The 23555-nt window shown below is 55.8% G+C and carries 19 protein-coding genes and 1 pseudogene; 13 read left to right on the forward strand and 7 right to left on the reverse strand.

Features of this window, described 5'->3' with window-relative positions; genetic code table 11:
* Both ACW81B_RS06765 and ACW81B_RS06770 read right to left on the reverse strand, forming a co-directional pair.
* Window positions 1-85 (reverse strand): annotated as a pseudogene (locus ACW81B_RS06765) (RNA-binding protein); the annotation flags it as partial.
* Window positions 86-321: 236 nt separating this feature from the next.
* On the reverse strand, window positions 322-738 hold the full coding sequence (locus ACW81B_RS06770) for a secondary thiamine-phosphate synthase enzyme YjbQ (protein ID WP_491579455.1): 417 nt from the start codon (window positions 736-738) through the stop codon (window positions 322-324).
* Window positions 739-802: 64 nt separating this feature from the next.
* On the opposite strand from ACW81B_RS06770, the gene typA reads away from it, so the two are divergent.
* Both typA and ACW81B_RS06780 read left to right on the forward strand, forming a co-directional pair.
* Window positions 803-2620, forward strand: coding sequence for a translational GTPase TypA (gene typA / locus ACW81B_RS06775; RefSeq protein WP_491579456.1), 1818 nt, complete (start codon window positions 803-805; stop codon window positions 2618-2620).
* Window positions 2621-2905: 285 nt separating this feature from the next.
* Window positions 2906-3421 (forward strand): hypothetical protein, encoded by a 516-nt coding sequence (locus ACW81B_RS06780; protein ID WP_491579457.1) that lies wholly within the window; start codon window positions 2906-2908, stop codon window positions 3419-3421.
* Here the strand turns inward: ACW81B_RS06780 and ACW81B_RS06785 are convergent.
* Window positions 3404-4750, reverse strand: coding sequence for a YihY/virulence factor BrkB family protein (locus ACW81B_RS06785; protein ID WP_491579458.1), 1347 nt, complete (start codon window positions 4748-4750; stop codon window positions 3404-3406). The two genes, ACW81B_RS06780 and ACW81B_RS06785, sit on opposite strands and share 18 nt — an antisense overlap.
* A gap of 405 nt (window positions 4751-5155) precedes the next feature.
* On the opposite strand from ACW81B_RS06785, the gene ACW81B_RS06790 reads away from it, so the two are divergent.
* From ACW81B_RS06790 to fabB, 4 genes are all read left to right on the forward strand, one after another.
* Window positions 5156-5449 (forward strand): hypothetical protein, encoded by a 294-nt coding sequence (locus ACW81B_RS06790; protein WP_491579459.1) that lies wholly within the window; start codon window positions 5156-5158, stop codon window positions 5447-5449.
* A 281-nt stretch (window positions 5450-5730) separates the two neighbouring features.
* The gene (locus tag ACW81B_RS06795) at window positions 5731-6999 is read left to right on the forward strand and encodes a GGDEF domain-containing response regulator (RefSeq protein ID WP_491579460.1); all 1269 of its coding nucleotides are present in this window, start codon (window positions 5731-5733) and stop codon (window positions 6997-6999) included.
* A gap of 156 nt (window positions 7000-7155) precedes the next feature.
* Complete coding sequence (gene fabA / locus ACW81B_RS06800; protein ID WP_491579461.1) at window positions 7156-7677, forward strand: 3-hydroxyacyl-[acyl-carrier-protein] dehydratase FabA; 522 nt, start codon at window positions 7156-7158, stop codon at window positions 7675-7677.
* A gap of 11 nt (window positions 7678-7688) precedes the next feature.
* Complete coding sequence (fabB, locus tag ACW81B_RS06805) at window positions 7689-8906, forward strand: beta-ketoacyl-ACP synthase I (protein WP_491579462.1); 1218 nt, start codon at window positions 7689-7691, stop codon at window positions 8904-8906.
* Window positions 8907-8924: 18 nt separating this feature from the next.
* Here fabB and hrpA read toward each other — a convergent pair whose 3' ends face one another.
* A complete protein-coding gene (hrpA, locus tag ACW81B_RS06810) occupies window positions 8925-12821 on the reverse strand; it encodes an ATP-dependent RNA helicase HrpA (RefSeq protein WP_491579463.1) in 3897 nt (1298 codons plus the stop codon).
* A gap of 161 nt (window positions 12822-12982) precedes the next feature.
* On the opposite strand from hrpA, the gene ACW81B_RS06815 reads away from it, so the two are divergent.
* The 5 genes from ACW81B_RS06815 (at window position 12983) to ACW81B_RS06835 (ending at window position 16530) form a co-directional block, all read left to right on the forward strand.
* On the forward strand, window positions 12983-13453 hold the full coding sequence (locus ACW81B_RS06815; protein WP_491579464.1) for a DsrE family protein: 471 nt from the start codon (window positions 12983-12985) through the stop codon (window positions 13451-13453).
* 103 nt (window positions 13454-13556) lie between these two features.
* A complete protein-coding gene (locus ACW81B_RS06820; protein WP_491579465.1) occupies window positions 13557-14012 on the forward strand; it encodes a MerR family transcriptional regulator in 456 nt (151 codons plus the stop codon).
* A 98-nt stretch (window positions 14013-14110) separates the two neighbouring features.
* The gene (locus ACW81B_RS06825; protein WP_491579466.1) at window positions 14111-15241 is read left to right on the forward strand and encodes an AAA family ATPase; all 1131 of its coding nucleotides are present in this window, start codon (window positions 14111-14113) and stop codon (window positions 15239-15241) included.
* Entirely contained in the window at window positions 15241-15924 is a 684-nt protein-coding gene (locus tag ACW81B_RS06830) for a MinD/ParA family ATP-binding protein (RefSeq protein WP_491579467.1), read from the forward strand. Before ACW81B_RS06825 ends, ACW81B_RS06830 begins: the two co-directional genes overlap by 1 nt.
* Before the next feature lie 6 nt (window positions 15925-15930).
* Complete coding sequence (locus ACW81B_RS06835; RefSeq protein ID WP_491579468.1) at window positions 15931-16530, forward strand: hypothetical protein; 600 nt, start codon at window positions 15931-15933, stop codon at window positions 16528-16530.
* Between the two features lie 21 nt (window positions 16531-16551).
* Here the strand turns inward: ACW81B_RS06835 and ACW81B_RS06840 are convergent, their stop codons facing one another.
* Both ACW81B_RS06840 and ACW81B_RS06845 read right to left on the reverse strand, forming a co-directional pair.
* Window positions 16552-18978, reverse strand: a complete 2427-nt coding sequence (locus tag ACW81B_RS06840; protein WP_491579469.1) for an EAL domain-containing protein — start codon at window positions 18976-18978, stop codon at window positions 16552-16554.
* Window positions 18978-19940, reverse strand: coding sequence for a sulfurtransferase (locus tag ACW81B_RS06845; protein WP_491579470.1), 963 nt, complete (start codon window positions 19938-19940; stop codon window positions 18978-18980). The genes ACW81B_RS06840 and ACW81B_RS06845 overlap by 1 nt, the downstream gene beginning before the upstream one ends.
* A 224-nt stretch (window positions 19941-20164) precedes the next feature.
* Between ACW81B_RS06845 and ACW81B_RS06850 the strand changes: the two genes are divergently transcribed.
* Window positions 20165-20479, forward strand: a complete 315-nt coding sequence (locus ACW81B_RS06850) for a hypothetical protein (RefSeq protein WP_491579471.1) — start codon at window positions 20165-20167, stop codon at window positions 20477-20479.
* Here the strand turns inward: ACW81B_RS06850 and ACW81B_RS06855 are convergent.
* Window positions 20470-20880, reverse strand: a complete 411-nt coding sequence (locus tag ACW81B_RS06855; protein WP_491579472.1) for a rhodanese-like domain-containing protein — start codon at window positions 20878-20880, stop codon at window positions 20470-20472. The two genes, ACW81B_RS06850 and ACW81B_RS06855, sit on opposite strands and share 10 nt — an antisense overlap.
* Before the next feature lie 442 nt (window positions 20881-21322).
* On the opposite strand from ACW81B_RS06855, the gene cas9 reads away from it, so the two are divergent.
* Window positions 21323-23555, forward strand: a 2233-nt coding sequence (gene cas9 / locus ACW81B_RS06860; protein ID WP_491579473.1) for a type II CRISPR RNA-guided endonuclease Cas9, incomplete at its 3' end; no start/stop codon positions are given.

The raw sequence follows: 23555 nt of genomic DNA on the forward strand, positions 1-23555 counted from the left end.
TGACTTCACCGTGCGTGGAAAACAACTCACGCAACTGGTCGGATGTTGTATCAAACGCAATATTACCCACGTAGATTGATTTCATTTTTATCTCCCGCCTCCCTTTCGGTTTGCAATGCTCAACTGCCGCCCGTCTCTCCGGCTGCTGCAAACTTCGTCGAACCTCCTTACTGAAATATCAACTTGTATAATCCTGCTTCGGGCGTATACGCACAAACCAGAATTATAAAAAAGTATAGACCATGCCAACTGCGATGAAGTGTAAACACCCGTTCAGACAAACACAGGGAGAACCTGTACTTTAAGACAGCTCAGCCATCTCTATTCACCGTACACCGTCACACTGATCCTGCGGCGATACGCTGACGTCCGGTGCTCCCACAGATAGACACCCTGCCAGATACCCAGATCGCAACGTCCGCCGGAGACAGGTACATTCAGTGAATTACCGGTCAACACACTGCGAACATGTGCGGGCATATCGTCCGGCCCTTCGTCAACATGACGGAACAAAGGGTCACCATCCGGCACCAGCCGCTGCATAAAACGTTCGAGATCCGACCGGACAACCGGGTCAGCGTTTTCGCACAGCACCAGGGAAGCACTGGTGTGGTGTACAAAAATCAGGCAGATACCGGTGGAAATCCCGGACCTGGCCAGGCAATCGTTGATTTCAGTCAATATTGGGTAACTGCCGCGCCCGGGCGTATCAACGCTGAAACCCGTCTGGAAGATCATGATTTCCCCCTTTATCGGGCCAATTCGTGTATAATTTCCGCTCTTTTACTCGCGAGAAAACCCCGTGATCGAACGTCTACGTAATATTGCCATCATCGCCCATGTCGACCATGGAAAAACCACCCTGGTCGACCAGCTCCTTGTCCAGTCCGGCACCCTCGGCGATCGTGCCGCTGCGCCCGAGCGGGTGATGGATTCCAACGACCTTGAGCGCGAGCGCGGGATCACCATTCTATCGAAAAATACCGCGATCGAATGGAACGACTACCACATCAACATCGTCGACACGCCCGGGCACGCAGATTTCGGTGGTGAAGTGGAACGTGTACTGTCGATGGTCGACTCGGTGCTGTTGCTGGTGGATGCCGTGGAAGGACCGATGCCGCAGACACGTTTCGTCACCCAGAAAGCCCTGGCGCAGGGACTCAAGCCCATCGTAGTCATTAACAAGATCGACCGCCCCGGCGCACGCCCGGACTGGGTGCTGGACCAGACCTTCGATCTGTTCGACCGTCTCGGCGCTACTGATGAACAACTGGACTTCTCCGTGGTATATGCCTCCGGTCTGCAAGGATATGCCGGCCTCGACACTGATGTACGCGAAGGCGACATGACCCCGCTGTTTGAAGTTATCGTCAGTACCGTACCTGCACCGGACGTCGACACCGACGGCCCGTTCCAGATGCAGGTCAGCTCGCTCGACTACAACAGTTATGTCGGCGTTATCGGTATAGGCCGTATCACACGCGGTCGTGTCAGCACCAACACGGCAGTGACGGTCGTCGACCGCGAAGGCAACCAGCGCAATGCGCGTATTTTGCAAATCAACGGTTTCCTCGGCCTGGAGCGGGTCGAAGTCCCGGAAGCACGCGCCGGCAACATTATCGCTTTTACCGGCATCGATAAACTCGGCATCTCCGACACCCTGTGCGACCCGGGCTGCGTGGAAGCCATGCCACCACTAAGCATCGATGAGCCCACCATCAGCATGACCTTCCAGGTCAACAATTCACCGTTCTGCGGACGTGAAGGCAAATTCGTCACCTCGCGACAGATCCGTGAGCGCCTCGACCGGGAGCTGGTTCACAATGTGGCACTGCGCGTCGAGGATACCGAGGACCCGGACAAGTTCCGCGTCTCCGGTCGTGGTGAGCTGCACCTGTCGATTCTGATCGAAACCATGCGCCGCGAAGGCTACGAACTGGGTGTATCGCGACCGGAAGTGATCTACCGGGAAGTCGACGGTGTTCTGCAAGAGCCCTACGAACAGCTGACCGTCGATGTCGAGGAACAGCACCAGGGCACAGTGATGGAAAAACTTGGCGAACGCGGCGCCGACCTGCGCGACATGGTGCCGGACGGGCACGGCCGGGTACGCATGGAATTCATCATCCCGTCACGCGGGCTGATCGGCTTCCGCACCGAATTCCTCACCGCCACCCAGGGCAGCGGCCTTATATATAATGTATTTGCCCACTACGCCCCGGCGAAGAAAGGCACTTTCGGCCAGCGCATCAACGGCGTCCTGATCGCCAATGGCGCCGGCAAGGCACTGGCCTATGCCCTGTTCAACCTGCAGGAACGTGGCCGCCTGTTCGTGGAACACGCGGAACCGGTATACGAAGGCATGCTCGTTGGCATCCACAAACGTGACAACGACCTGGTCGTCAACCCGCTGAAAGCCAAGCAGCTGAACAACATCCGCGCCGCCGGCACGGACGAGAACCTGATTCTTACACCACCCATCCGCATGACGCTCGAACAGGCCCTGGAATTCATCGATGACGATGAACTGGTTGAAGTCACACCACAGAACATCCGTCTGCGCAAAAAACTGTTACTGGAAAACGAACGCAAGCGCGCCGCACGCGCCGCCAGCTAAAACGACTGCGCCCCGTTATCTGCAACAATATCCAGGGAATGTCTGATTAATTCGTCATCCCGTAGGCCGGGATCCAGGGTGCTGAATTTCATGGATTCCGGCCTGCGCCGATGAGATTTCGAATGAATCAGAGCCTCCCCGGTAGGTATACCGCATCCAGCACTCTTCGGGGCGGCGGTGTGTCAGAAACAGGTTTCGGGTTTTTCATACAGGATATTGACGACTGGTTCACAGAATCCGGACAGCTGAGCGCCTAATCTGGAAGCCGGTTAGGGGGTTACGCTGATGGTATCACTATTTCGACTGTTTTCAGCCTGGTCGTGCGGCCTTCTGCTGGCTACTGGCTACTCGCAAGCCTGTGCTGAAACCCGCCCGGACACTCCCCTGAATCCCGAAACTCACTGGTCATATGATGAAGTAACCGCCTTCGTCCCTCGCCAACTGGCAGAAACGCCCGCCGTTGCAGTTGCAAAAATCAATATTGCGATCTACCACGCCAGGCAGCTCACAGAGCAACGGCTATGTGCCGGGAAGTGGACGCCCCGCGGTATTCTGCTATACCAGCATGGCCCCGCAACGGCTGGCGCCGACCGGCCACACGGCACGACTGATTCATGGTTTTTTCAAACCTTCCGAACCCCGGAAGCGCTGGTGTGCCCCAACGTCACCCGCGCGGAGTATTTCCTGGAAATGAGCCGTCACCTGCCGGAATGGATCAGTGTACGACCCGCCGGCCAGACAGTAACCTTCAGGCTCGGGCAAGTATTTACGCAAGGCCAGCAATCACTCGCTGCCCGCTAGTCGCTTGCCACTTACCAGGTCCTTCAGTGTGCATTCACCCATCGCATCGTGCGCTGCCCTGTTCACGATCATCAGAAGTTGTTCGACCTGTGCCTCGCCTGGCAAGGTATCGATTGTGAGCAGGCGGTCCTCCCCGGCACTGCGTGCAACGTCATACAGCTCCGACACCAGAATGGTGTCAATATCGCGCCGCGGCAGACAGGCCGGCGGGTCATCACAGGTTTCCGACAGGAACCCGGCTTCAACCATCAAACGCAAGACGTTGTGTACTGGCTGCATGGGTAACCCAAAATGCTGCACCAGCGCCTCTAACGTCCATGGCGCCTTGTTGCCGCAATGATGCTCCGCGATCAAATACATCAACTGCAACGCCAGCCGCTCCTGTAGACGGTTACTGAGTTGCAGTTTTACCGGTTCACGCGTCAGATACCGGGGATACTGGACATAAAATGCGACCTGCGCACCCAGTAACAAAATAAGCCAGCTCAGGTACAACCAGATAAGCAGCAACACCAGAATGGCAAAACCTGAATAAATCGCCGCATAATTCGGCGAAGTTGCCACGAATGCCGCAAAAACCCAGCCGCTGGTTTGCCACAACACGCCCGCCACAACACCGCCAACCAGTGCCGGCACGACTTTCACACGTGTATTGGGTATAAAGATATAGATAAAGGTGAATGTCGCAATGACCAGCAGGTAGGGAATCAACTTGCCCGCCAGAATCAGTATATGACCGATTGGCTCCATCTCCATCAACCGTTGAACAGCACTGTGACTGGCGATTGTTGCGGTCAAACCTACTGCTGAAAACATCAATACCGGGCCAATCAGGATCACACTGAGGTAACTGGAAAAACGCTGCGCCAGGCCCCGCAAACGATCCACCTGCCACACATAATTAAATGACGACTCTATTTTTTGTGTAAGAGAAACAACAGTATAGAGAAGAAACACCAACCCGAGAGAACCCAGCACACCAACCTTTATATTCTCGACAAAAGTGATCACGTTAGTGGAAATTTCCACGCCTCGCGGCCCCAGGGGCGCAAGCACATTCGCCAGGATGGGTTCGAGTTGATTGTGCACACCAAAACCTTTCAGTACGGAAAAACTGACGGCAAGCAGTGGCACTGTCGACAACAATGTTGTGTAAACCAGACTCATCGCTCTCAGGTTTAACTGGCCACCCAACAACTGGCGAAACACAACCACCAGCATGCGAACAGGTAGAATCAACCATCGCTCACTACGACTAACCTCGCGGAGATCATCACCCCATAACCAGTCAGTAAAACGTGTGTAGAAATGAAATAATGGATGAGTCATAGCCTCAGCCCCTGATTAAAAAATGTTGCACGTACGCAACGTTTAACAAAACAAAACTTCTTTCGATGCCGAAAACACCACGCGTACGAAAAATAATTTCTACTGTATTTCATCTTCAAAACTGACTTGCAGTACAACATGCATCACCCCGCCAGTCTCTTGCGTGTGTACCGCGACATGTAATAAAACACTGCTATTTACTTGCGAAATAAACTTTGCCAACAACAATCCTCATAGCATCAACGTGTTCTGCTTATGTATCAACGCAAAAAAGAACCTGCAAGTTACACCATAATCATAGAGCCAATTATTACCTAGGTGTTGTAATTTGTTCTTTTTTCATTAAAGTTTCAAATGGAAACGCCGTTACGTTGCGCGAACCATATCTTGAAGGAGGTATTCCTCATGGCAGCGAGAAAGAAAACCGTTAAGCGTAAAGCAACCGCCAAGAAGAAAAAGGTGGTTGCCAAGAAGAGAAAGGTAGCACCGAAGAAGAAGCGTGCTGCAAGCAAGAAGAAAGTTGCAAAGAGAAAAGCTTCGAAGAAAAAGGTAGCCAGGAAAAAGGCCACCAAGAAGAAGGCTTCGAAGAAAAAGGTAGCCAAGAAAAAGGCTTCGAAGAAAAAAGCCTCGAAGAAAAAAGCCTCGAAGAAAAAGGTAGCCAGGAAAAAGGCCACCAAGAAGAAGGCTCGCCGGCGTTAATCGGCGCCTCCTGTAAAAAGGCCTGCGCAAGCAGGCCTTTTTTATTCGTCAACTTATTGTTAATAAAGAACTATACCCTGCACCGCAGGCAGCAGCGAGTGCTCCCCTGTCAGCCACCTGCGAACGGTCTGTTAATAACCGGCCCCGCGCCGGGCACAAGCCATAATTACGTCACAATTTCCAACTAAATACCTTAACTGACAGTAGCTTACTCAAGATCTTCACTATCCGGCCGAAATCGACCCTGTAACCTTTTTTCAAAATTGGCGCGGGTTGGTGGAATGGCAGACCTGGAAACTGACAAGACAACACTGATGGTCGTCGATGATTCACGCCTGATGCGCGTGGCGGCCCGCAAGATCCTGAGGGATGACTTCAATATTATAGAGGCCGCAGATGGCGAAGAGGCCTGGCAAGCCCTGCAGCAACATCCGGATATCGCACTGTTGATGTCTGACCTGTCGATGCCCAATCTCGATGGCCTTGGCCTGTTAAAGCGCATTCGCGAATCCCGTTTCCGTGAACTTCCGGTCATCATCATTACCGGCGCTGAAGACGACGACGGCAGCAAAAAAAACGCGCTTGCCGCAGGGGCCAGCGATTTCATCACCAAGCCGTTTGAATCCGTGCAATTACTCGCGCGTGTAAAGGCGCAGGCACGCCAGCGGGATACCCAGCAAGCGTTGCAACAAAGCGAGACAGAGAAACAGCAACTGCGCGAAACCAGCCAGGTCGATCCACTCACCGGTCTGGCCAACACGCGTGCCTTCATCAGTCACCTGGAAGAAAACCTGGCCTACGCCACGCGCCATCGCAGTGAACTCTCGGTACTACTGGTTCGTATCGAACGATACAAGATACTGTACCTGCGCCGGGGTAAACCGGCTGCGGAAGCCCTGTCCAGGAAACTCGCTGACATTCTACGCGAAGGCCGCAGACGTGAAGACACCGTCGGCCTTGTTGCGCTGGACACGTTCGGCGTTCTGCTGCCGTCCGCCAACCTGCCCGGATCGAAACGCGTACTCGCCCAACTGGCTGAAGCCATTGACCGGACAGAGGTCAGCGTAGACGGCGAACCGGTCCCGTTCAATGTCAGTTTTGGCCTGTGTACCCCGGATATCCGACCCGGTATTCGTGCCGAAGAGGTCATGGCACTTGCTGAAGCCGGGTTCACAGCCGCACCGGCAGCGTCCAGCGCCAGTCAAGCGGCCGAACGTCCGCGGCAGACCAGAGCAGCCCATGTACCTGTAGATACATCACCTGCCGACCCTGTTGTTCCCGAAGTCATTGTCCCGGAACCGGCAAAACGCAGCATGGCTGCACCCGCTGATATCCAGCAGGCCCTCGATGCGCTGAACCGCAATACAAAACCGGTGACTCCTGCCGACGAACTGCTGCGCGGTATCCTGCCAATTCTCGATCTCTGGAACCGCTCACACGGCCAGCGACACGCCAGCCTTGTCAATTCGTTACGCGCGGCTCTCGACGGCGAAGAAAGCCAGGAATCAACGGCCACGCAGCAACAACGCCCACCTGAACTGGTCGACTGAACCAGCGTCAGACCCGCCTGTCAGCACCCTCCGCAAGGCTGGCAGCGTGATAATGCCGCCACACCATGCAAATTCCCCCCCAAACCGCTAGAATACGCGCCTGCAACTATCCAGCCACGCCATTTTCCGGCCATGACTACAGTGACGGCATCCACCTTGACTCAAGACAGACAATCCAGCTTTAGCTACGAAGACCTCATTGCCTGCGGGCACGGCGAAGTGTTCGGCCCCGGCAATGCCCGGCTGCCACTGCCGCCCATGCTGATGTTCGACCGTATTACCCACATCAGCGAAACAGGTGGCGCCTACGGCAAGGGCGAAATCATCGCCGAACTCGATATCAAACCCGATCTGTGGTTTTTCGCCTGCCACTTTGAAACCGACCCGGTGATGCCGGGTTGCCTGGGCCTTGACGCCATGTGGCAACTGATCGGTTTCCACCTTGGCTGGCTCGGCGGGCCGGGACGTGGCCGTGCACTGGGTGCCGGTGAAGTAAAATTCAGCGGTCAGGTGACACCTGATGCAAAGAAACTCACCTACCACATCAATCTCAAGCGCGTTATCCAGCGCAAACTTTACATGGGCATCGGCGACGCCTGCATGGATGTCGATGGCAAGGAAATCTATCACGCAAAGAATTTGCGTGTCGGACTCTTCACCTCTACTGAAAATTTCTAGGATTTATCGTTATGCGACGCGTAGTAGTTACAGGTATGGGCATTACGTCCAGTATCGGCACCACCAGACAACAGGTTCTCGAATCCCTGCAACAAGGCAAATCCGGTATCGTCTTTGCACCGGAATATGCAGAACGCGGCTTCCGCAGTCACGTTCACGGCGCAGTCGACGTCGACCTGAACGCCCTTATCGACCGCAAGCTGAAGCGTTTCATGGGCGACAGCGCCGCCTATAACTACCTTTCCATGAAAGACGCCATCGACGATGCCGGCCTGGAAGAAGACCAGATCTCCAACCCGCGCACCGGCCTGATTGCCGGTTCCGGGGGTACATCGACCTCCAACGTGGCGCTGGCGCTTGACCTGCTGAAAGAAAAAGGCGCCAAAAAAGTCGGTCCCTTCATGGTACCGCGCACCATGGGCAGCAGTAACTCGGCCTGTCTGTCGACCGCCTACAAGATCAAGGGCGTCAACTATTCCATCAGCTCTGCCTGCTCGACCAGTGCACACTGCATTGGCAACGGCTGTGAACTGATACAAATGGGCAAGCAGGACATTGTGTTTGCCGGCGGCGGCGAGGAACTGCACTGGAGCCTGACGCTGCTGTTTGATGCCATGGGCGCCCTGTCCTCCAGGTATAATGATACGCCTGAGACTGCTTCCCGCGCCTACGACGCGACCCGTGACGGTTTTGTCATCGCCGGTGGCGGTGGCATGCTGGTACTGGAGGAACTGGAGCACGCCAAAGCCCGCGGCGCGAAAATCTACGCGGAAATTATCGGCTACGGCGCCACGTCGGACGGTTACGATATGGTTCAGCCTTCCGGTGAAGGCGCGGTACGCTGCATGCGCCAGGCCATGGGTGACAACGATGTCAGCATTGATTACATCAACGCACACGGCACCAGCACACCGGTTGGCGACACCCGCGAACTGGAAGCCATCAAGGAAGTGTTCGGCGATAATATCCCTGCCATCAGTTCCACCAAGTCGCTCAGCGGACACTCTCTGGGCGCTGCAGGCGTACAGGAAGCCATCTATTCCCTGATCATGATGGAAAACGATTTTATCTGCGCCTCGGCCAATATCGAACAGCTTGACCCGGCGGCAGAAGGCTTCCCCATCCAGCGTGAACGCAAGGACAACGCCGGTCTTCGTACAGTGATGTCCAACAGCTTCGGCTTTGGCGGCACCAACGCCTCACTGATCCTGCAGAAGTTCGACGACTAGGCAATGCGCCAGAACCCGTCAGCCGGCGACAAGTGCCTTCCAGGCCTTGTCCAGCCGCTGCGGTGAGACCTTGTCGACGGTACCCAGCTCCTGCGCGAACAGGGACACGCGCAACTCCTCGATCAACCAGCGGTATGACGCCAGTTGTTGCGGATCGATAGCGCCACTGCGCTGTGCCTGTTCATAGCGCGCCTGGTAGTCCTGCACCTGTAACGCCTGCCTGCGGTCACGTTCAATGTTACCCGGCAGTTTTTCCAGCCGGGCTGTTGCAGCGCGCAGATACACCTCCAGCCGTGGCAGACGTGACAGGGGGGTTGCTGAAAGAAAACCGGGATATACCAGTGCATCAGCCTGTGCACGAAGCTCATTCATGGCCGACAGCAATTGCGGTGACACCGAACCCTTTAAATGGCGGTTCAACTGATGACAGGCCTGCAGGGCCGCATGGCTGTAACGGCCGATCGCGACCGCCTGTTCCAGTAACTGCGCATTCCCCTCGTCAAGACACCGACGGAATACTGCCTCCTCACGCACCGGCCCGGGATGACCCATAAAAGCCGCCTGTAATACCGCCTGTTCCAGGTCTGCCTGCAGCACCTCGGCGGAACCCAGTGGGCTGAACCACAACACCTGTTTCTGCAACTCCGGCACCGCACGACGGATATCCCGCAGACGTTGCCCGACCTTCAGGCGGAACAACGCCAGCAAACCGTGCCGGTGCGCTGCATCAGCCGCGCCCGGGTTGTCAAACAGGCGCAGGTTGATGGAACCGTCCACGGCTTCCAGTGCCGGCCAGGCTCGCAACATCAGCTCTCCCTGTGGAATTTCAACCGACTCCGGCAAATCACCAAAGTCCCAGTCGGTTAGCTGGCTGCGCTCGAAGCGTGTGTCTGTGACACGGGCAAAACGACGCTCTGCCTGTTCGGCAAACTTCTGCTGCAAGACAGCCAGGTCGCGACCGGCATCAAGTCGCCTGCCCTGCTCGTCGACCAGTTCAAACCAGGCAAACAGATGACGCGGTAACAGTTCGGTGCGCCAGGCCGAACGTGGCACATCGATCTGTGTCATGCGTTTAAGCTGCATTGCCAACCGCTCCAGCAGATCACCTTGTTTCTGCTCCATGGCCAGCAGGCTGGCGCGGGCGAAATCCGGCGCAGGCACAAAATGGCGGCGCAAGGTCTTTGGCAGTGACTTGATCAGCAAAGTGACTTTTTCCTGCAACAGGCCCGGTACCAGCCAGTCGAAATCCTCCGCGCGCAACTGGTTGAGCGCGGCCAGCGGGATGCATATACAAACACCATCATCTTCGTCACCTGGCGAGAAATGATAACTTACCGCCAGAGGCAAACCACGCACATTGATCTGTGCGGGAAACGCCTGTTCGTCCACCGTGTCTGCACCTTTACGCATCACCGTATCGCGATCCAGGTGCAGGCATGTCGGATTACTGGCAACCCGTTTTTTCCACCAGCGGTTGAAACCTGGCCCGTCATACACATCTTCGGGCAAACGCTCGTCAAAGAAACGAAACAGGTCCTGTTCGTCAGCCAGCACATCGCGCCGGCGGGCTTTGGACTCAAGCTGATCGAGTTCGGCGAGCAGGGAACGATTGTGTTCTGCAAAGGGGGCACGCGTATCAAACAGGCCTTCCACCAGCGCATGACGAATAAACAGACTGCGTGATAGCTGTGGGTCTATCGGCCCGTAGTTCACCTTGCGGCGGTTGACCAGCGGCAGTCCGTACAGGGTGACACGCTCAAAGGCGACAACCTGTGCCCGCTTCTTTTCCCAATGCGGGTCGCTGTACTGGTATTTGAGCAGCGGTTTCGCCAGTGGCTCCACCCAGGCCGGGTCAATGGCTGCAACCGTACGCAGGTAGCGCCTGCCGGTTTCCACCCGTTCGGCGGCAACCACCCAGCCGGGCTTCTTCCTGGCCAGTGCAGAGCCGGGAAACAGCGTGAAGCGCAGATTGCGAGCGCCCTGGTATTCGCCCGGCTCGGCCTGGTAAGCGATATTGCCGAGCAGGCCACTGAGTAACGCACAGTGAACCGCCCGGTAGTCCGCCTCCGTGGTATTGCAGCGCATACCCATACTGGTAATCTGCTCGTGCAACTGACGGTGGATATCCTCCCACTCACGCATGCGCAACCAGGAAATAAAGTTATCGCGACACCATTTCCGTAACTTGTTCTGCGACAGATGGCGTGACTGTTCTTTCCAGGCACGCCACAGTTTCAGGCAGGAAAGAAAATCGGACTTGTCGTCACGGAACAGGGCATGTTTTTCATCAGCGGCCTGCGCCTTGTCGAGCGGGCGATCACGCGGGTCTGCGGCTTCCAGCATGGCGGCAATCACCAGCACCTCGGTCAGGCAGTTCTGTTCGCGCGCCGCAAGAATGATACGCGCGAGGCGCGGGTCCAGCGGCAAGCGGCACAGTTCGCGGCCCAGCCGGGTCAGATGCTGTTGCTTATCCACAGCACCAAGTTCATATAACAGTTTATAGCCATCACGCACCAGCCGCGCATCAGGCGGGTCAACAAAAGGAAAGGCCTCGACATCACCCAGCTTCAGTGATGCCATCTTCAGGATGACCGCTGCAAGGTTGGTACGCTGTATCTCGGGCGCCGTAAACCCGGCACGCGAAACGAAATCCTCTTCACTGTACAAGCGTATACAGATGCCGGCCTGCACACGGCCGCAACGACCGGAACGCTGGTTGGCCGATGCCCGGGAAATATTCTCGATGGGCAGGCGCTGTACCCTGGTGCGATAACTGTACCGACTGATGCGCGCCAGGCCCGTATCGATCACATAACGAACACCCGGCACGGTCAGTGACGTCTCAGCCACATTGGTCGCCAGCACAATGCGCCGCCCCGTGTGCGGACGAAACACCTGGCTCTGTTGCTGCGCCGACAAACGTGCATACAGGGGCATGATTTCCGTATGCGTGGGGTGATGCTTGCGCAACAACTCGCGGGTTTCACGAATGGCGCGCTCACCGGGCAGGAACACCAGAATATCGCCCGGGCCTTCACTGGCCAGTTCATCCACGGCGTCGACAATGGCCTGGGTGCGACTGCGGTCCCGCTGCTCCTCGTCTTCCCCGCTGACCGGGCGGTAGCGGATTTCCACGGGGAAGGTACGCCCGGAAACCTCGATCACCGGCGCATCGTTAAAGTGTCGGGAGAAGCGCTGCGGATCAATGGTGGCCGAGGTAATAATAATTTTCAGGTCAGGCCGCTCCGGTAATAACCGGCACAGATAGCCCAGCATGAAATCAATATTGAGACTGCGCTCATGCGCCTCATCAATAATCAGCGTGTCATATTCCCGCAGTTCGGGATCTGACTGAATCTCGGCGAGCAGGATGCCATCAGTCATGATCTTGACGTAACTGCTGTCACGCACGTGGTCCTGGAAGCGTACCTTGTAACCCACCGCCTCACCCAGTGGACAATGCAACTCCTCGGCAATACGCGACGCCAGGCTGCGCGCAGCAATACGCCGCGGCTGGGTATGACCAATCCGGCCGCGCGTGCCGCGTCCCAGTTCAAGACACAGCTTGGGCAACTGCGTCGTCTTCCCGGAACCGGTTTCGCCGCATACAATCACCACCTGGTGCGCGGCAAGGGTTTTCAGCAGGGTTTCACGCTGTTCGACAACCGGTAACGGCAGCGCATACTCGGGCCGGGGCAGATTCTCGCGCCGCAGGCTTACCCGCTGCCGGGACGTTTCCATGGCCCTGTGTAATGCAGCAAGGCCGCGATCAATCGGCTGACCACGTTGCACACGTCGGTGCAAACCGGTAATTTTTTGCTTCAGCGCGGGAATATCCCGTGCCAGACAATCATCAAGTCCCTGTAGCACCCCGTCCAGGGCCGTTTGCCCGGATCGGGCTGTTGATTCTTTCATCTCAAACCTGTGTGGCAATCAGACACAGCGCCGACAACCACAGATGGATAGTCGCGACCGCTGAATCGGGGTACATTGTACACTGCACGCGCCATACCGGGTTGAACGTTGACCCGCCCGCGAATGTCATATGGCACAGGCCCTACCAACACGGAACCGCCATGAAAATACAGATACACAGACGCCGATTCCTCACAAACAGCCTGCTGGCGGGCCTCATGGCCCTGCTCACAGCGGTCACGCCCGTCACGGCGGAGCCGCTGTTTGGTGACCCGGAGCACAAGGTGGTCTACCAGTTTAACAACGCCGACCCCGAATATATGGAACACGTGCTGTTCTCGGTCGGGGCCCTGCTGCGCAAATACGGTGACAACATCCATATCGTGGTAACCGCTATCGGGCCGGGTATTCATATTCTTGCCATAGACCCTGAACGCCCGGTACCGGAAATTATCCAGAAACGTGTTGCCAGCCTGGCGGCCTATGGCGTTTCCTTTCATGCCTGCGGCAATACCATGAAGTCCCTCGGCTGGACGCAAGACGATATTCTCGACTTTGCGGAAATCGTGGAAATCGGCGCCGATGACCTGATGCTGCTACAGGAGCAGGGCTACAGCTATATCAGCTGGTAAAAAAAAAGGGACAAAAATTGAATTTTTTGTCCCTTTTTCCTTGACATCCCCCAAAACCCTGCGAAACTTGCCGAAATATTGTCCGCAGGGGCAGGGAGTATTCGTGACGCAAGACTCGTTCAGTCGTCAACAGGCCGCCGCCATCACCGGTCTGAGCACACGCCAGCTGGGTTACTGGCGCAAGACCGGCCTGGTCATTCCCGCCGCATGCACCCGCGGTGGCCATGCCCGCTACACGTTTACCGATCTCATTGCCCTGCGCGCCGCAAAACGGCTGCTCGACGCCAACATTTCCCTGCAGCGTATTCGTAAATGCCTGCAATCTCTCACACGTTTTCTTCCTACCGCGGAGCAACCGCTGGTGGAACTGTCGCTGGTGGTCACTGGCGATGTGGTACTGGTATTTCATGGTGAGCGCGCCTTCGATGCGCTGACCGGACAGGAATGGGTCTTTCCAATCGCCGAACTGGCGAAGGAAGTGGAGCAGTTGCAGCAGATTCAACCGGAACAAGGGGAACTGTTCCCTGCTGCCATGGAGAAACTGGAGGAATACGCCTGAACCAATAACAGCAATACAGGCCTGGTGGTGAAGCGCCCCGGCGCTTCACGTTTGTCGCTTATACGTGCACCACGGTGCAGCAGGACGGGAGACGACGTATGAACATCATGGCTATCGCCAACCAGAAGGGTGGCTGCGGTAAAACAACGACAACGATCAACCTGGCGGCGCAACTGGGCCGCCAGCAAAAACAGGTGCTGGTAATTGACATGGACCCGCAGGGACATGCCTCACTGGGACTTGGCGTGAGTAACCGTGACCTGCCCGGCCTGTATGAGGTATTCAGTGACGAGGCGAACTTCTACGACATCGTGATTTCCGCTGTCTGCGAAAGTGTCGACCTGGTACCCGCCAACATCTCGCTGGCCATGCTGGAATCGCTGCTCGGCGACCAGCCGGGGCGGGAAAGGCAGTTACTGGAGCAACTGGAACGGTTCGGCGGATTGTACGACTACATTCTGATCGACTGCCCGCCTGCACTGGGACTGTTGTCGATCAACGCCCTGAGAGCCGCTCACCAGGTACTGGTGCCGGTGGAGGCCAGCTGTTATGCACTGGACGGGATAAGACAATTACTGGATATCGTGAACCTGCTGAAAGAAAAATATCAGATCGATCTGCCCGTCAAGGTATTGCCAACCATGTTCGACATCCACACCCGGTTTGCGCAAACCGTACTCAGCCAGCTTCGTGAACAACTCCCGGTTGGCGTCAGCGCCGTGCGGGTACGGCAGACCGTTCGTGTCCGTGAAGCGGCATGGTTCGGTAAACCACTGCCGGACTACGCGCCTGACTGCACAGCGGCAACTGACTATCGACAACTGGCTGAAGAAATCATGCAGACACCGCTGCAACCCGGGGCGACAAACATCGACAGCGAACCCCGTGTTGACACCACACCCCTGCCAACTGACTCCATCACAGAGGATATGGCCATGAAAGAACATGCCGAACAGGTCCGGCGCCAGATGGTCGTACTGACCTTTGACGATATTGACTGCCAACGCCTGCAAATTGCCGGCGACTTCAATGACTGGGTACCGGATCGTGACATTGAAACACGCTACGTCAATGGACACTGGCAAAAGGTCTTCACCGCCGAGCCGGGTGTCTATGAATACCGACTGGTGATTGACGGCAAATGGCAGGCCGACCCGACCAACCCTGCAGAAATCCCCAACGAACTGGGCGGCATCAACTCGCTGCTCCAGGTTCCGGTGCACCACTGATGGCCAGTCAACTCAGCCCGGTATGGCAACGCAAGTCCGCTTCCTCCGATCGTCTGGCGCGAATCAGCGCGCGTTTTCTCAGCGATGCCCCGGAAACACGGGGCAGTACCGGTTCCTGCCAGACGATTCCTTTTCTTCTCGATAACCCGGGACAGAGCTGGATCACCCACGACCTCTGCCAGGTGCTCAGCCAGCGTGGACACAAGAGTGTACTTTGCCACCTCGACGAACCCTGGACCGGTGACCCCCGGGATCTGTCCGGTGAACCGGGTATGCGCACCGAGGGAAACCAGTACTGTCTGATTCCCGTTACGTCAGTGGAGACTGTCAGGGCCGCGCAATTTGACCACATTGTGCTGCTGGTGCCGGCCACGCTTGATGCCGCACGCGCGGCATACCGGCGTATCAAGTTCCTGACAGAACAACAGGCCGTCGAAATCGGTATTGTAATTGTCGGGCCCCGTGATCAACATGCCGCGTGGCGCTACTTCCGCAAACTGGCGGTCGCCTCGTTACGCTATCTCGATGTGCCGCTCCTGAATCTCGGCTTTCTGCCGGAACAGGTCACGCCGCAACACGGTCCGGTCAACCACCATCGCAAGAATTTTCTTGCCCGCATCAGCGAACGCCTGGTCCGCAGCGATTTCTACCTGTCCGCATCAGATCGTTTGACAACGGGATAAGGCCTTATGAAGCTCTGCATTGAAACAGCTGAATCCTGTGACCGCGAGGAACTGCGCACCCTGATTATTGATGCTGCAGAACAACTGATGGGCAGCGGCAATACCCTGCTGGAAGCCAAACTGCCGTGGGACGGCCACCCGCTACTGTTTGCAGATGCCGACGGTCACCCGGTACTGATCAGCTTCGACACGGAACAAAGCCAGATTGCGTTACTGAATGGCCTGAAAACCAGCGAACAACTGGCCAACGCCCTGCCCTGGGTCAACCAGGTCTATGAAGCACTGGGAAAGCAGCAGTTACCGGTACGCCTGATCGTGGTCAGTTGCAGCTACCCGCCGGGCAGCGAGACGATATTGTCGAATTGCCCGCAACTGACACTGTACCGTTACCGGACACTCAGCATCAACGGTGAAACCGGACTGTGGCTGGAACAGCCTGGCAGTCAGCCTGAAAGCCTTTCCACAAAAGACACAGCCGCCCCGAACATCCCCGACACCAGACCGTCTGCAACGCAGCCGGAAACAGGCGCACAAGCAGTTCGTACCACGGGCAACGAACTGCCTGCACTAAGTGAGGAAGAATCCGCCTTTTTCCAGCAGCTCTGATACAAGCTGCAGGCTCACCGCTCAGGCAGTCTGTATATCCGCACCAGCGCGGCCAATCGGTTGCATTGGCTCGGGCTTGTGAATGCCATACCCCTGGGCGTAATCCACGCCGATATCCATCAGCTGTTCACGTATTTCGTCGTTCTCGACAAATTCTGCGATTGTCTTCATTCCCATCACCTGGCCGATCTCGTTAATCGACTTCACCATCGCACGATCGATGGGATCATCAACCATATCCCTGACAAACATGCCATCGATCTTGAGGTAATCGACATCAAGGTTCTTCAGGTAGGCAAACGACGACAGGCCGGAACCAAAATCATCCAGTGCAAACTGGCAGCCACGGCCCTTGAGCGTGGAGATAAAACGTTTTGCCACAGCAAGATTGGCAATTGCGGCTGTTTCCGTAATTTCAAAGCAGAGTTTCTCTGCGGGCAGGGAAAAGCTATCGATCTGCGCCTCGACATACGCGAGGAAGTGCTCATCGGCCAGCGTATGCCCGGAAACGTTGATACAGCACAGGCCCAGATTCCTGCGTTCCGCAGGATTGTCGTTCAACCAGGTCAGCACGTTGCGTAAAACCCAGCGGTCGATATTCGGCGTCACACCATAGCGTTCCGCTGCCGGGAAAAATGCACCAGGCGGCACAAGTTTTCCATCCTCGTCGCGCATACGAATCAGCACCTCGAAATGCTCCCCTGATTCAGCATCAGCATTGAGCGAGACAATATTCTGCCGGTAAAGACGGAAACGATTCTCTTCAAGCCCGCGAACAATACGTGATACCCACTGCACCTCACTGAAACGTCGCTGCGCATCCGTATCATCACGCCGGTACAGCTCGATACGGTTGCGCCCCGCATCCTTGGCGGCATAACAGGCCACATCAGCCACGCTGAGCAAGTCCACGACTGAGCTGATTTGCTCATCCACCTCGACCATACCGATACTGACACCGACAACGAAGCTGTTGTTGTCCCAGACAAAACGGAATGCGGTCACAGCGCGGCGCAGATTTTCCGCAATCTGGTGGGCAACCTCGATGTTACAGCCGATAAGAAAAACACCGAACTCGTCCCCGCCAAGCCGTGCCAGCACATCACTGCTGCGCAATTCATCAGACAGGATAGTTGCCAGCTGTTTGAGCAACTGGTCACCCGCGATATGGCCGCTGGTATCGTTAACCACCTTGAACTGATCAAGGTCCAGGTACAGCAACACACAATTCTGGGCCTTGACCTTCGCCCTGGCCAGTTCAAGGTTAACAATACGCTCGAACTCGGAACGATTCACCAGGCCGGTGAGGCTATCGTGCCTCGCCTGGTATGACAGCTCCTTTGCCATACGCTGCGCTTCGGTCACATCGCGAATCACCATAACAGCACCCGTCACGGAACCGGCACGATCCCACATGGGCGCTGCCGTGACCGAAACCGGTATCTGTGCACCGGCGTTATTCAGTAACATAATCCCCGGCTCTGCCGGAATCTCCCTGGCTTCCCGCATTGCACGCTGACAAACCGGGGTACGCACATCCGGGTTGCCTTCCTTGACCATGTTCACAACGTCGATCACGGAACGGCCCCGGACCTGTTCAAACCTGAGCTGCAACATACGCTCGGCACTGCTGTTCATGTAGGAAAGCCGGCCCTGATCATCACAGGCGACAACACCATCGATGATTGACTCCAGTGTCACATTGAGGTGATTGCGTGTCTGCTCCAGCGCCTCGGTAGTCTGCTGAATCTGCTCCAGCATGCGGTTAAAACCATCAAACAACTGACCAACCTCGTTCTTCTCGCGTGTCCCGACTCGCAGTGAATAGTCACCGGTCGTGGAAACCTGCCTGAAAGCCTGCGCCAGGCGCTGCACCGGTTCACTAAAGGAACGCTGAAAGCGCACGGCTACCACCAGGGTCAATAGCACCAGCACCGGCGCCAGCAGAAAAATCAGCCTGTAGTAACGCTGTATTCTTGCCTGGTACGACGCAGACGAGAAACGCACATATACCACGCCATACTGTCTGCCTCCGTACTGCAGGGGCGAGAACACTTCCAGATAATCTCCCAGGTAACGCACATCTGTGACCTGGTAAGCCGGCACGGGGACCGGGTCAAGCCCCTCTTTCTGGTAACCAAAGCGGAATTGTTCATTCTCGTCATAGAGGTATGCAGCAAGCACATCGGGGAAGGCCTTCAGGCGCGCCGCTGTATCTGCCGCGACATCCGGCGAGTCCAGCAAAAGCACCTTGACGAAGTCCTGGCCCAAGACCTCAATGACAGATGTCAGGCCGCTCTCGGCCTCTTCCTGTATCGCGCGGCTACCCAGGTAGACCACCATTGCCGACATAACAGCAACAACGATCAATGATGCGGTAAAGATTGTCAGGATAAGCTGATTACGTACGGAAATGCGTTGAATGGCATCACGAATCCTGTCAAACATTATCGTTGGTCCGGGACTGAGTCCGCCGGGACAGGCTTCGAATAGGAAGGCACTTCAACAGGAAGCCGTGGATCTCTCGCCCATTCAGACCAGGAGCCATCATACACCGAGGCGTCGTAACCCAGCTGTCGCAGGATGAAATAGGTCAGTGCTGAATGCTCTCCCCTGTTGCAATAGATAATGATTTTCCTGTCTTGATCGATACCGCTGTACAGCGCCCTCAGCTCATCGAGAGAGCGCGGCAATTTTCCATCCTCAACAAAGTTTTTTTCATAAGGAATGCTGATGGCGCCGGGAATGTGTCCCTTACGATCAAAGCTGGACTCTCTGCCCTCGAACTCGGCCTCATCCCTCGCATCGATAATAACAGTGTTCGGGCTATCCATCGCCATGCGAGTACTCAGTTTGGTGGCCAACCGATCCGGTGTGACATACGGAATAAATAGCCGTGATTCAACTTTGACAGGCTCCGCATCGGTTGGTAAACCGGAAGCAAACCATTGCCGGAAACCGGGGCTAAGCAATAAAACACGCCGGTGGCCAAGCATTTCCAATATCCATAGGACACGTGCAGCGTTAATCATTTCACCACTGTCGTAAAGTACCACCCGCGTCTGCTGACCAATCCCGGCTGCACTGAACAGGGCCTGTATAGTTGAAATTGGCGCGACCAGATCCGATCCGTGATCTTCATCAAAAGTATCCCACACCGGCAGACTGACCGCACCGCTGATATGCTGTTTCAGATAGTCTTCGCGTGGGCGGGTATCGAGAATAACCAGGTCCGGACTGTCCATCTCATCGACCAACCAGTTCTGATCGACGAGATGTCGTTCAACTTCGGCGGCTGAAAGGTACCCCGGCACGGGCAGGTCTGCTGTCGCTACAACCCCGAGGATGCCTGACAGAACAAGTGCTACAGTATAAGCTCCCGGCAACCCGCTTATTTTTCTAAACGCCATACTGGAAGCTCCTGATTGTACTCAATACATCACTCCCTGACACAACACACACACCCGCGGACACCCGACTTACGCAACAGGTGTACTCACGCCGCTGTCAGTATAGACTACCGTCATAAACTATCGTAATCAAAAAGAAAATCCCGGTAGTAACGATATAGACAAAGCGCAGGACAGTGAGTTGCCCGACTACAATGACGATGAGACAACAAGGAGACAGCCGTATGCCGTCAGATGACCCCATGCCGAAATGGGATATCGCCCTGGCCGCCATGGCCCGCGATGCCTGGCAAAAGAAAGCCGAACCGCTGACGCTGGATGACTTCCACCAACTGGCGGCCGAGTACGCGATTCGGCTTGACGACATTATGGAAACCCTGTTCCTGCTGGCCATACACGGCGAATGGCGATATACCGATGCATCAGGCAATGTGCAGCAACTGGACCAGGCGACGCTGGACAAGCTCTATGTCAAACGCCGCCTGTCAGAAAAAGATCTTGCGACGTTTGACGGGGGCTGGGAACCGCGTCAGACGTAACGCGCCTCACGCACCACGGGTCGATCTTCCTGCTGCCAGCGGGTGATACCACCCGCCAGGCTGACCACATTCTCGAAACCCATCAGCTTGAGTGTGGCTGCCGCCATGGCGGAACGCCCACCGGTTGCGCAATACAGCGCGATCGGGCGACTGCGCGCCTCCACCAGTTCTGGCATGTGCTTGGGGTATTCCTTGTCGGCTGCCGCTTCAAGGATACCTCTCGGCACCAGCATGGCGCCCTTGATATGCCCCTGCTCGTGCTCGCTGGATTCACGCACATCGAGCACCAGCAGGTTGTCTGTGTTTTCCAGCATGGCTTCCAGCTGTTCCGGCGTCACTTCCTCGATTTGCGCCTTTGCCGCCTTGACAAAATCCATCAGGGTAAGGGGTGCCTTGCTCATGCTGAAACCTCTCCGTTCGGGTTATTGTCCGGCGCATCGAAGTAACGTGCCGCACATGGATATTAAAGGGAAATGGTAGCAAGGGGCGGATTCGAACCGCCGACCCCAGCATTATGAGTTCAGATAATGCCAATTTACCGTTGCTTACACAAGTTTACCAACTCTTACTTTCCTATTGTTCTCACAACGACTTAGGGAAGGTCTGAGTAATCCGTCGTCCTAACGTTCATTGGTACTCGCAAGCAATATCACCAGCTGACCGCTATCCTCGGCGCATTTTACTCTGCCCATTTTTAGCCTGTTGCAAAAACAGAGAGGCCGCATATAGCGGCCTCGCATTTTGTGCTCTAACAGCTTGTTAGCGGCCGGAGCACATATCCCAATGATGTAATCACAGAAATATTATAGGCTAAGGGGACAATTTGTCAAAGGAGGGATAATTATGTTGCCAACAATGCGTTATCGACTCGGCCTCGACCTTGGTTCGTCCTCGATCGGCTGGTGCCTGGTTCGCCTGGATCGCAGTAACCAGCCCTGCGCCATAATCCGCATGGGGGTGCGGATCTTCCCCGATGGCCGCAATCCTAAAGACGGCAGTTCACTAGCGGTCACGCGGCGGCTGGCACGTCAGGCACGGCGGCGGCGCGACCGCCTGCTGAAACGTAAAACTGAACTGTTGGCCGCACTAGTCAAGCTGGGGTTTTTCCCCACAACTGCCAAGGAGCGCAAGGCTCTGACACAGCTTGACCCCTATCCTCTGCGCCGCAAGGGGCTGTATGAACCTCTTGCGCCCTCCGAGTTTGCCCGTGCCCTGTTCCATATCAACCAACGCCGCGGTTTCAAAAGTAACCGCAAAACCGACACCAGAGATCAGGAAGGCGGCCTGATGAAAAAGGCCATCAATGAACTGCGTAAACGGCTCGAACAGGAAGACTGCAAGACCGTCGGGGAGTGGCTGGCCCGGCGACACGAACAAGGATTGAGTGTGCGCGCACGCCTGCGGGGGCGCACTGCAAAGGACAAGGCCTACGATTTCTACATCGATCGCTCCCTGATCAAACAGGAATTCGACACTTTGTGGGAAACCCAACAGCGTTTCAATCCCGATCTGTTCACCGAGCAGGCGAGAAATGAACTGCGAGACATTCTGCTCTTTCAACGCCCTCTCAAACCCGTCAAGGCGGGGCGGTGTACGCTAAACCCGGAAGATGAAAGGGCGCCACTGGCCCTGCCCAGCACCCAGCGTTTTCGTATCTTGCAGGAACTGAACAATCTACGATTGATCGCCCCGGATATGTCAGAACGCCCACTGTCGCTGGAAGAACGTGATCTTCTTTCCGGCCTTCTGGAGAAGGGCAATCTGACTTTCAACAAAATCCGGCGAACACTCAAATTTGATTCCTCAACTGAATTCAACCTGGAAGACGATAAGCGGGATCGGCTCAAGGGTAACGCCATCAGCCTGCTATTGCGCAAAGCAGCCCACTTTGGTGAGGCATGGGATGATTTCAATCTGGAACAACAGAACACCATTGTCGAACAACTGATCAATGAAGCGAGCGAATCTTCACTCATCCACTGGCTGATGGAAAATACCAGCGTTGACCGCGAGCAGGCCAAGGCCATTGCCAATATCGGCCTGCCCGAGGGTTACGGAATGCTGGGCCGGCAAGCACTGGCCCGAGTTCTTCCGGAATTGAACAAGGCTGTTGTCACCTACGACAAGGCCGTCAAGAGTGCCGGCTTCGAAAGCCACAGCGCTCTCTCCCATTTCCAGCAGACAGGTGAAATCATGGAATCACTACCCTATTACGGCGAACCACTCCAACGACATGTGGGATTTGGCACGGGTGAACACAATGACCCATCCGAAAAACGCTTCGGAAGAATAGCCAACCCCACCGTTCACATCGGCCTCAACGAACTGCGCAAGGTGGTCAATTCCTTGATTGCAAAGTATGGCCACCCCAGCGAGGTTATCATTGAGGTGGCACGTGAGCTCAAACTGAGTCGCAAGAAAAGGCAGGAAATTGAGCGTGACCAGGCCATCCGGCAAAATCGCAACAAGGAATTGGTAGAGGAAGCTTGCGCGATCCTGGACTACGACCCAGAACATATTGACGGCACCAAAAGGCGTCAGCTATCGCAAAAGATGTTACTCTGGACCGAACTCAATCCAAAAGATGTAGTCGAACGTCGCTGCCCCTATACCGGAGAACAGATCAGCATTGAAAAGCTGTTATCTCCCGAGGTGGAAATCGAGCACATCCTGCCCTTCTCCATGACGTTGGACGACAGCCTCAACAATAAAACAGTGTGCCTGCGCCGCGCCAATCGCGAAAAAGGTAATCGCACACCCTATGAGGCCTTTGGCGCACAACCGGTAGACGGCTATAACTATGATAGTATGTTGCAATGTGCCCGACACATGCCCCGCGCCAAGGCATGGCGTTTCGGGCCTGACGCCATGCAACGCTGGTTGCGTGACGAGCAGGACTTTCTCGCGCGCGCTCTGAATGACACCGCGTACCTATCCCGTATTTCCCGTGAGTATCTCACTCTCATCTGCCCACAGGTACGTGCCATTCCTGGCCGCATGACTGCCATGTTGCGCGGCAAGTTTGGCCTTTCCTCCCTGCTCGGTGGATCACCCGTGAAAAACCGCGATGATCATC

The organism is Thiogranum sp., from assembly GCF_058323355.1.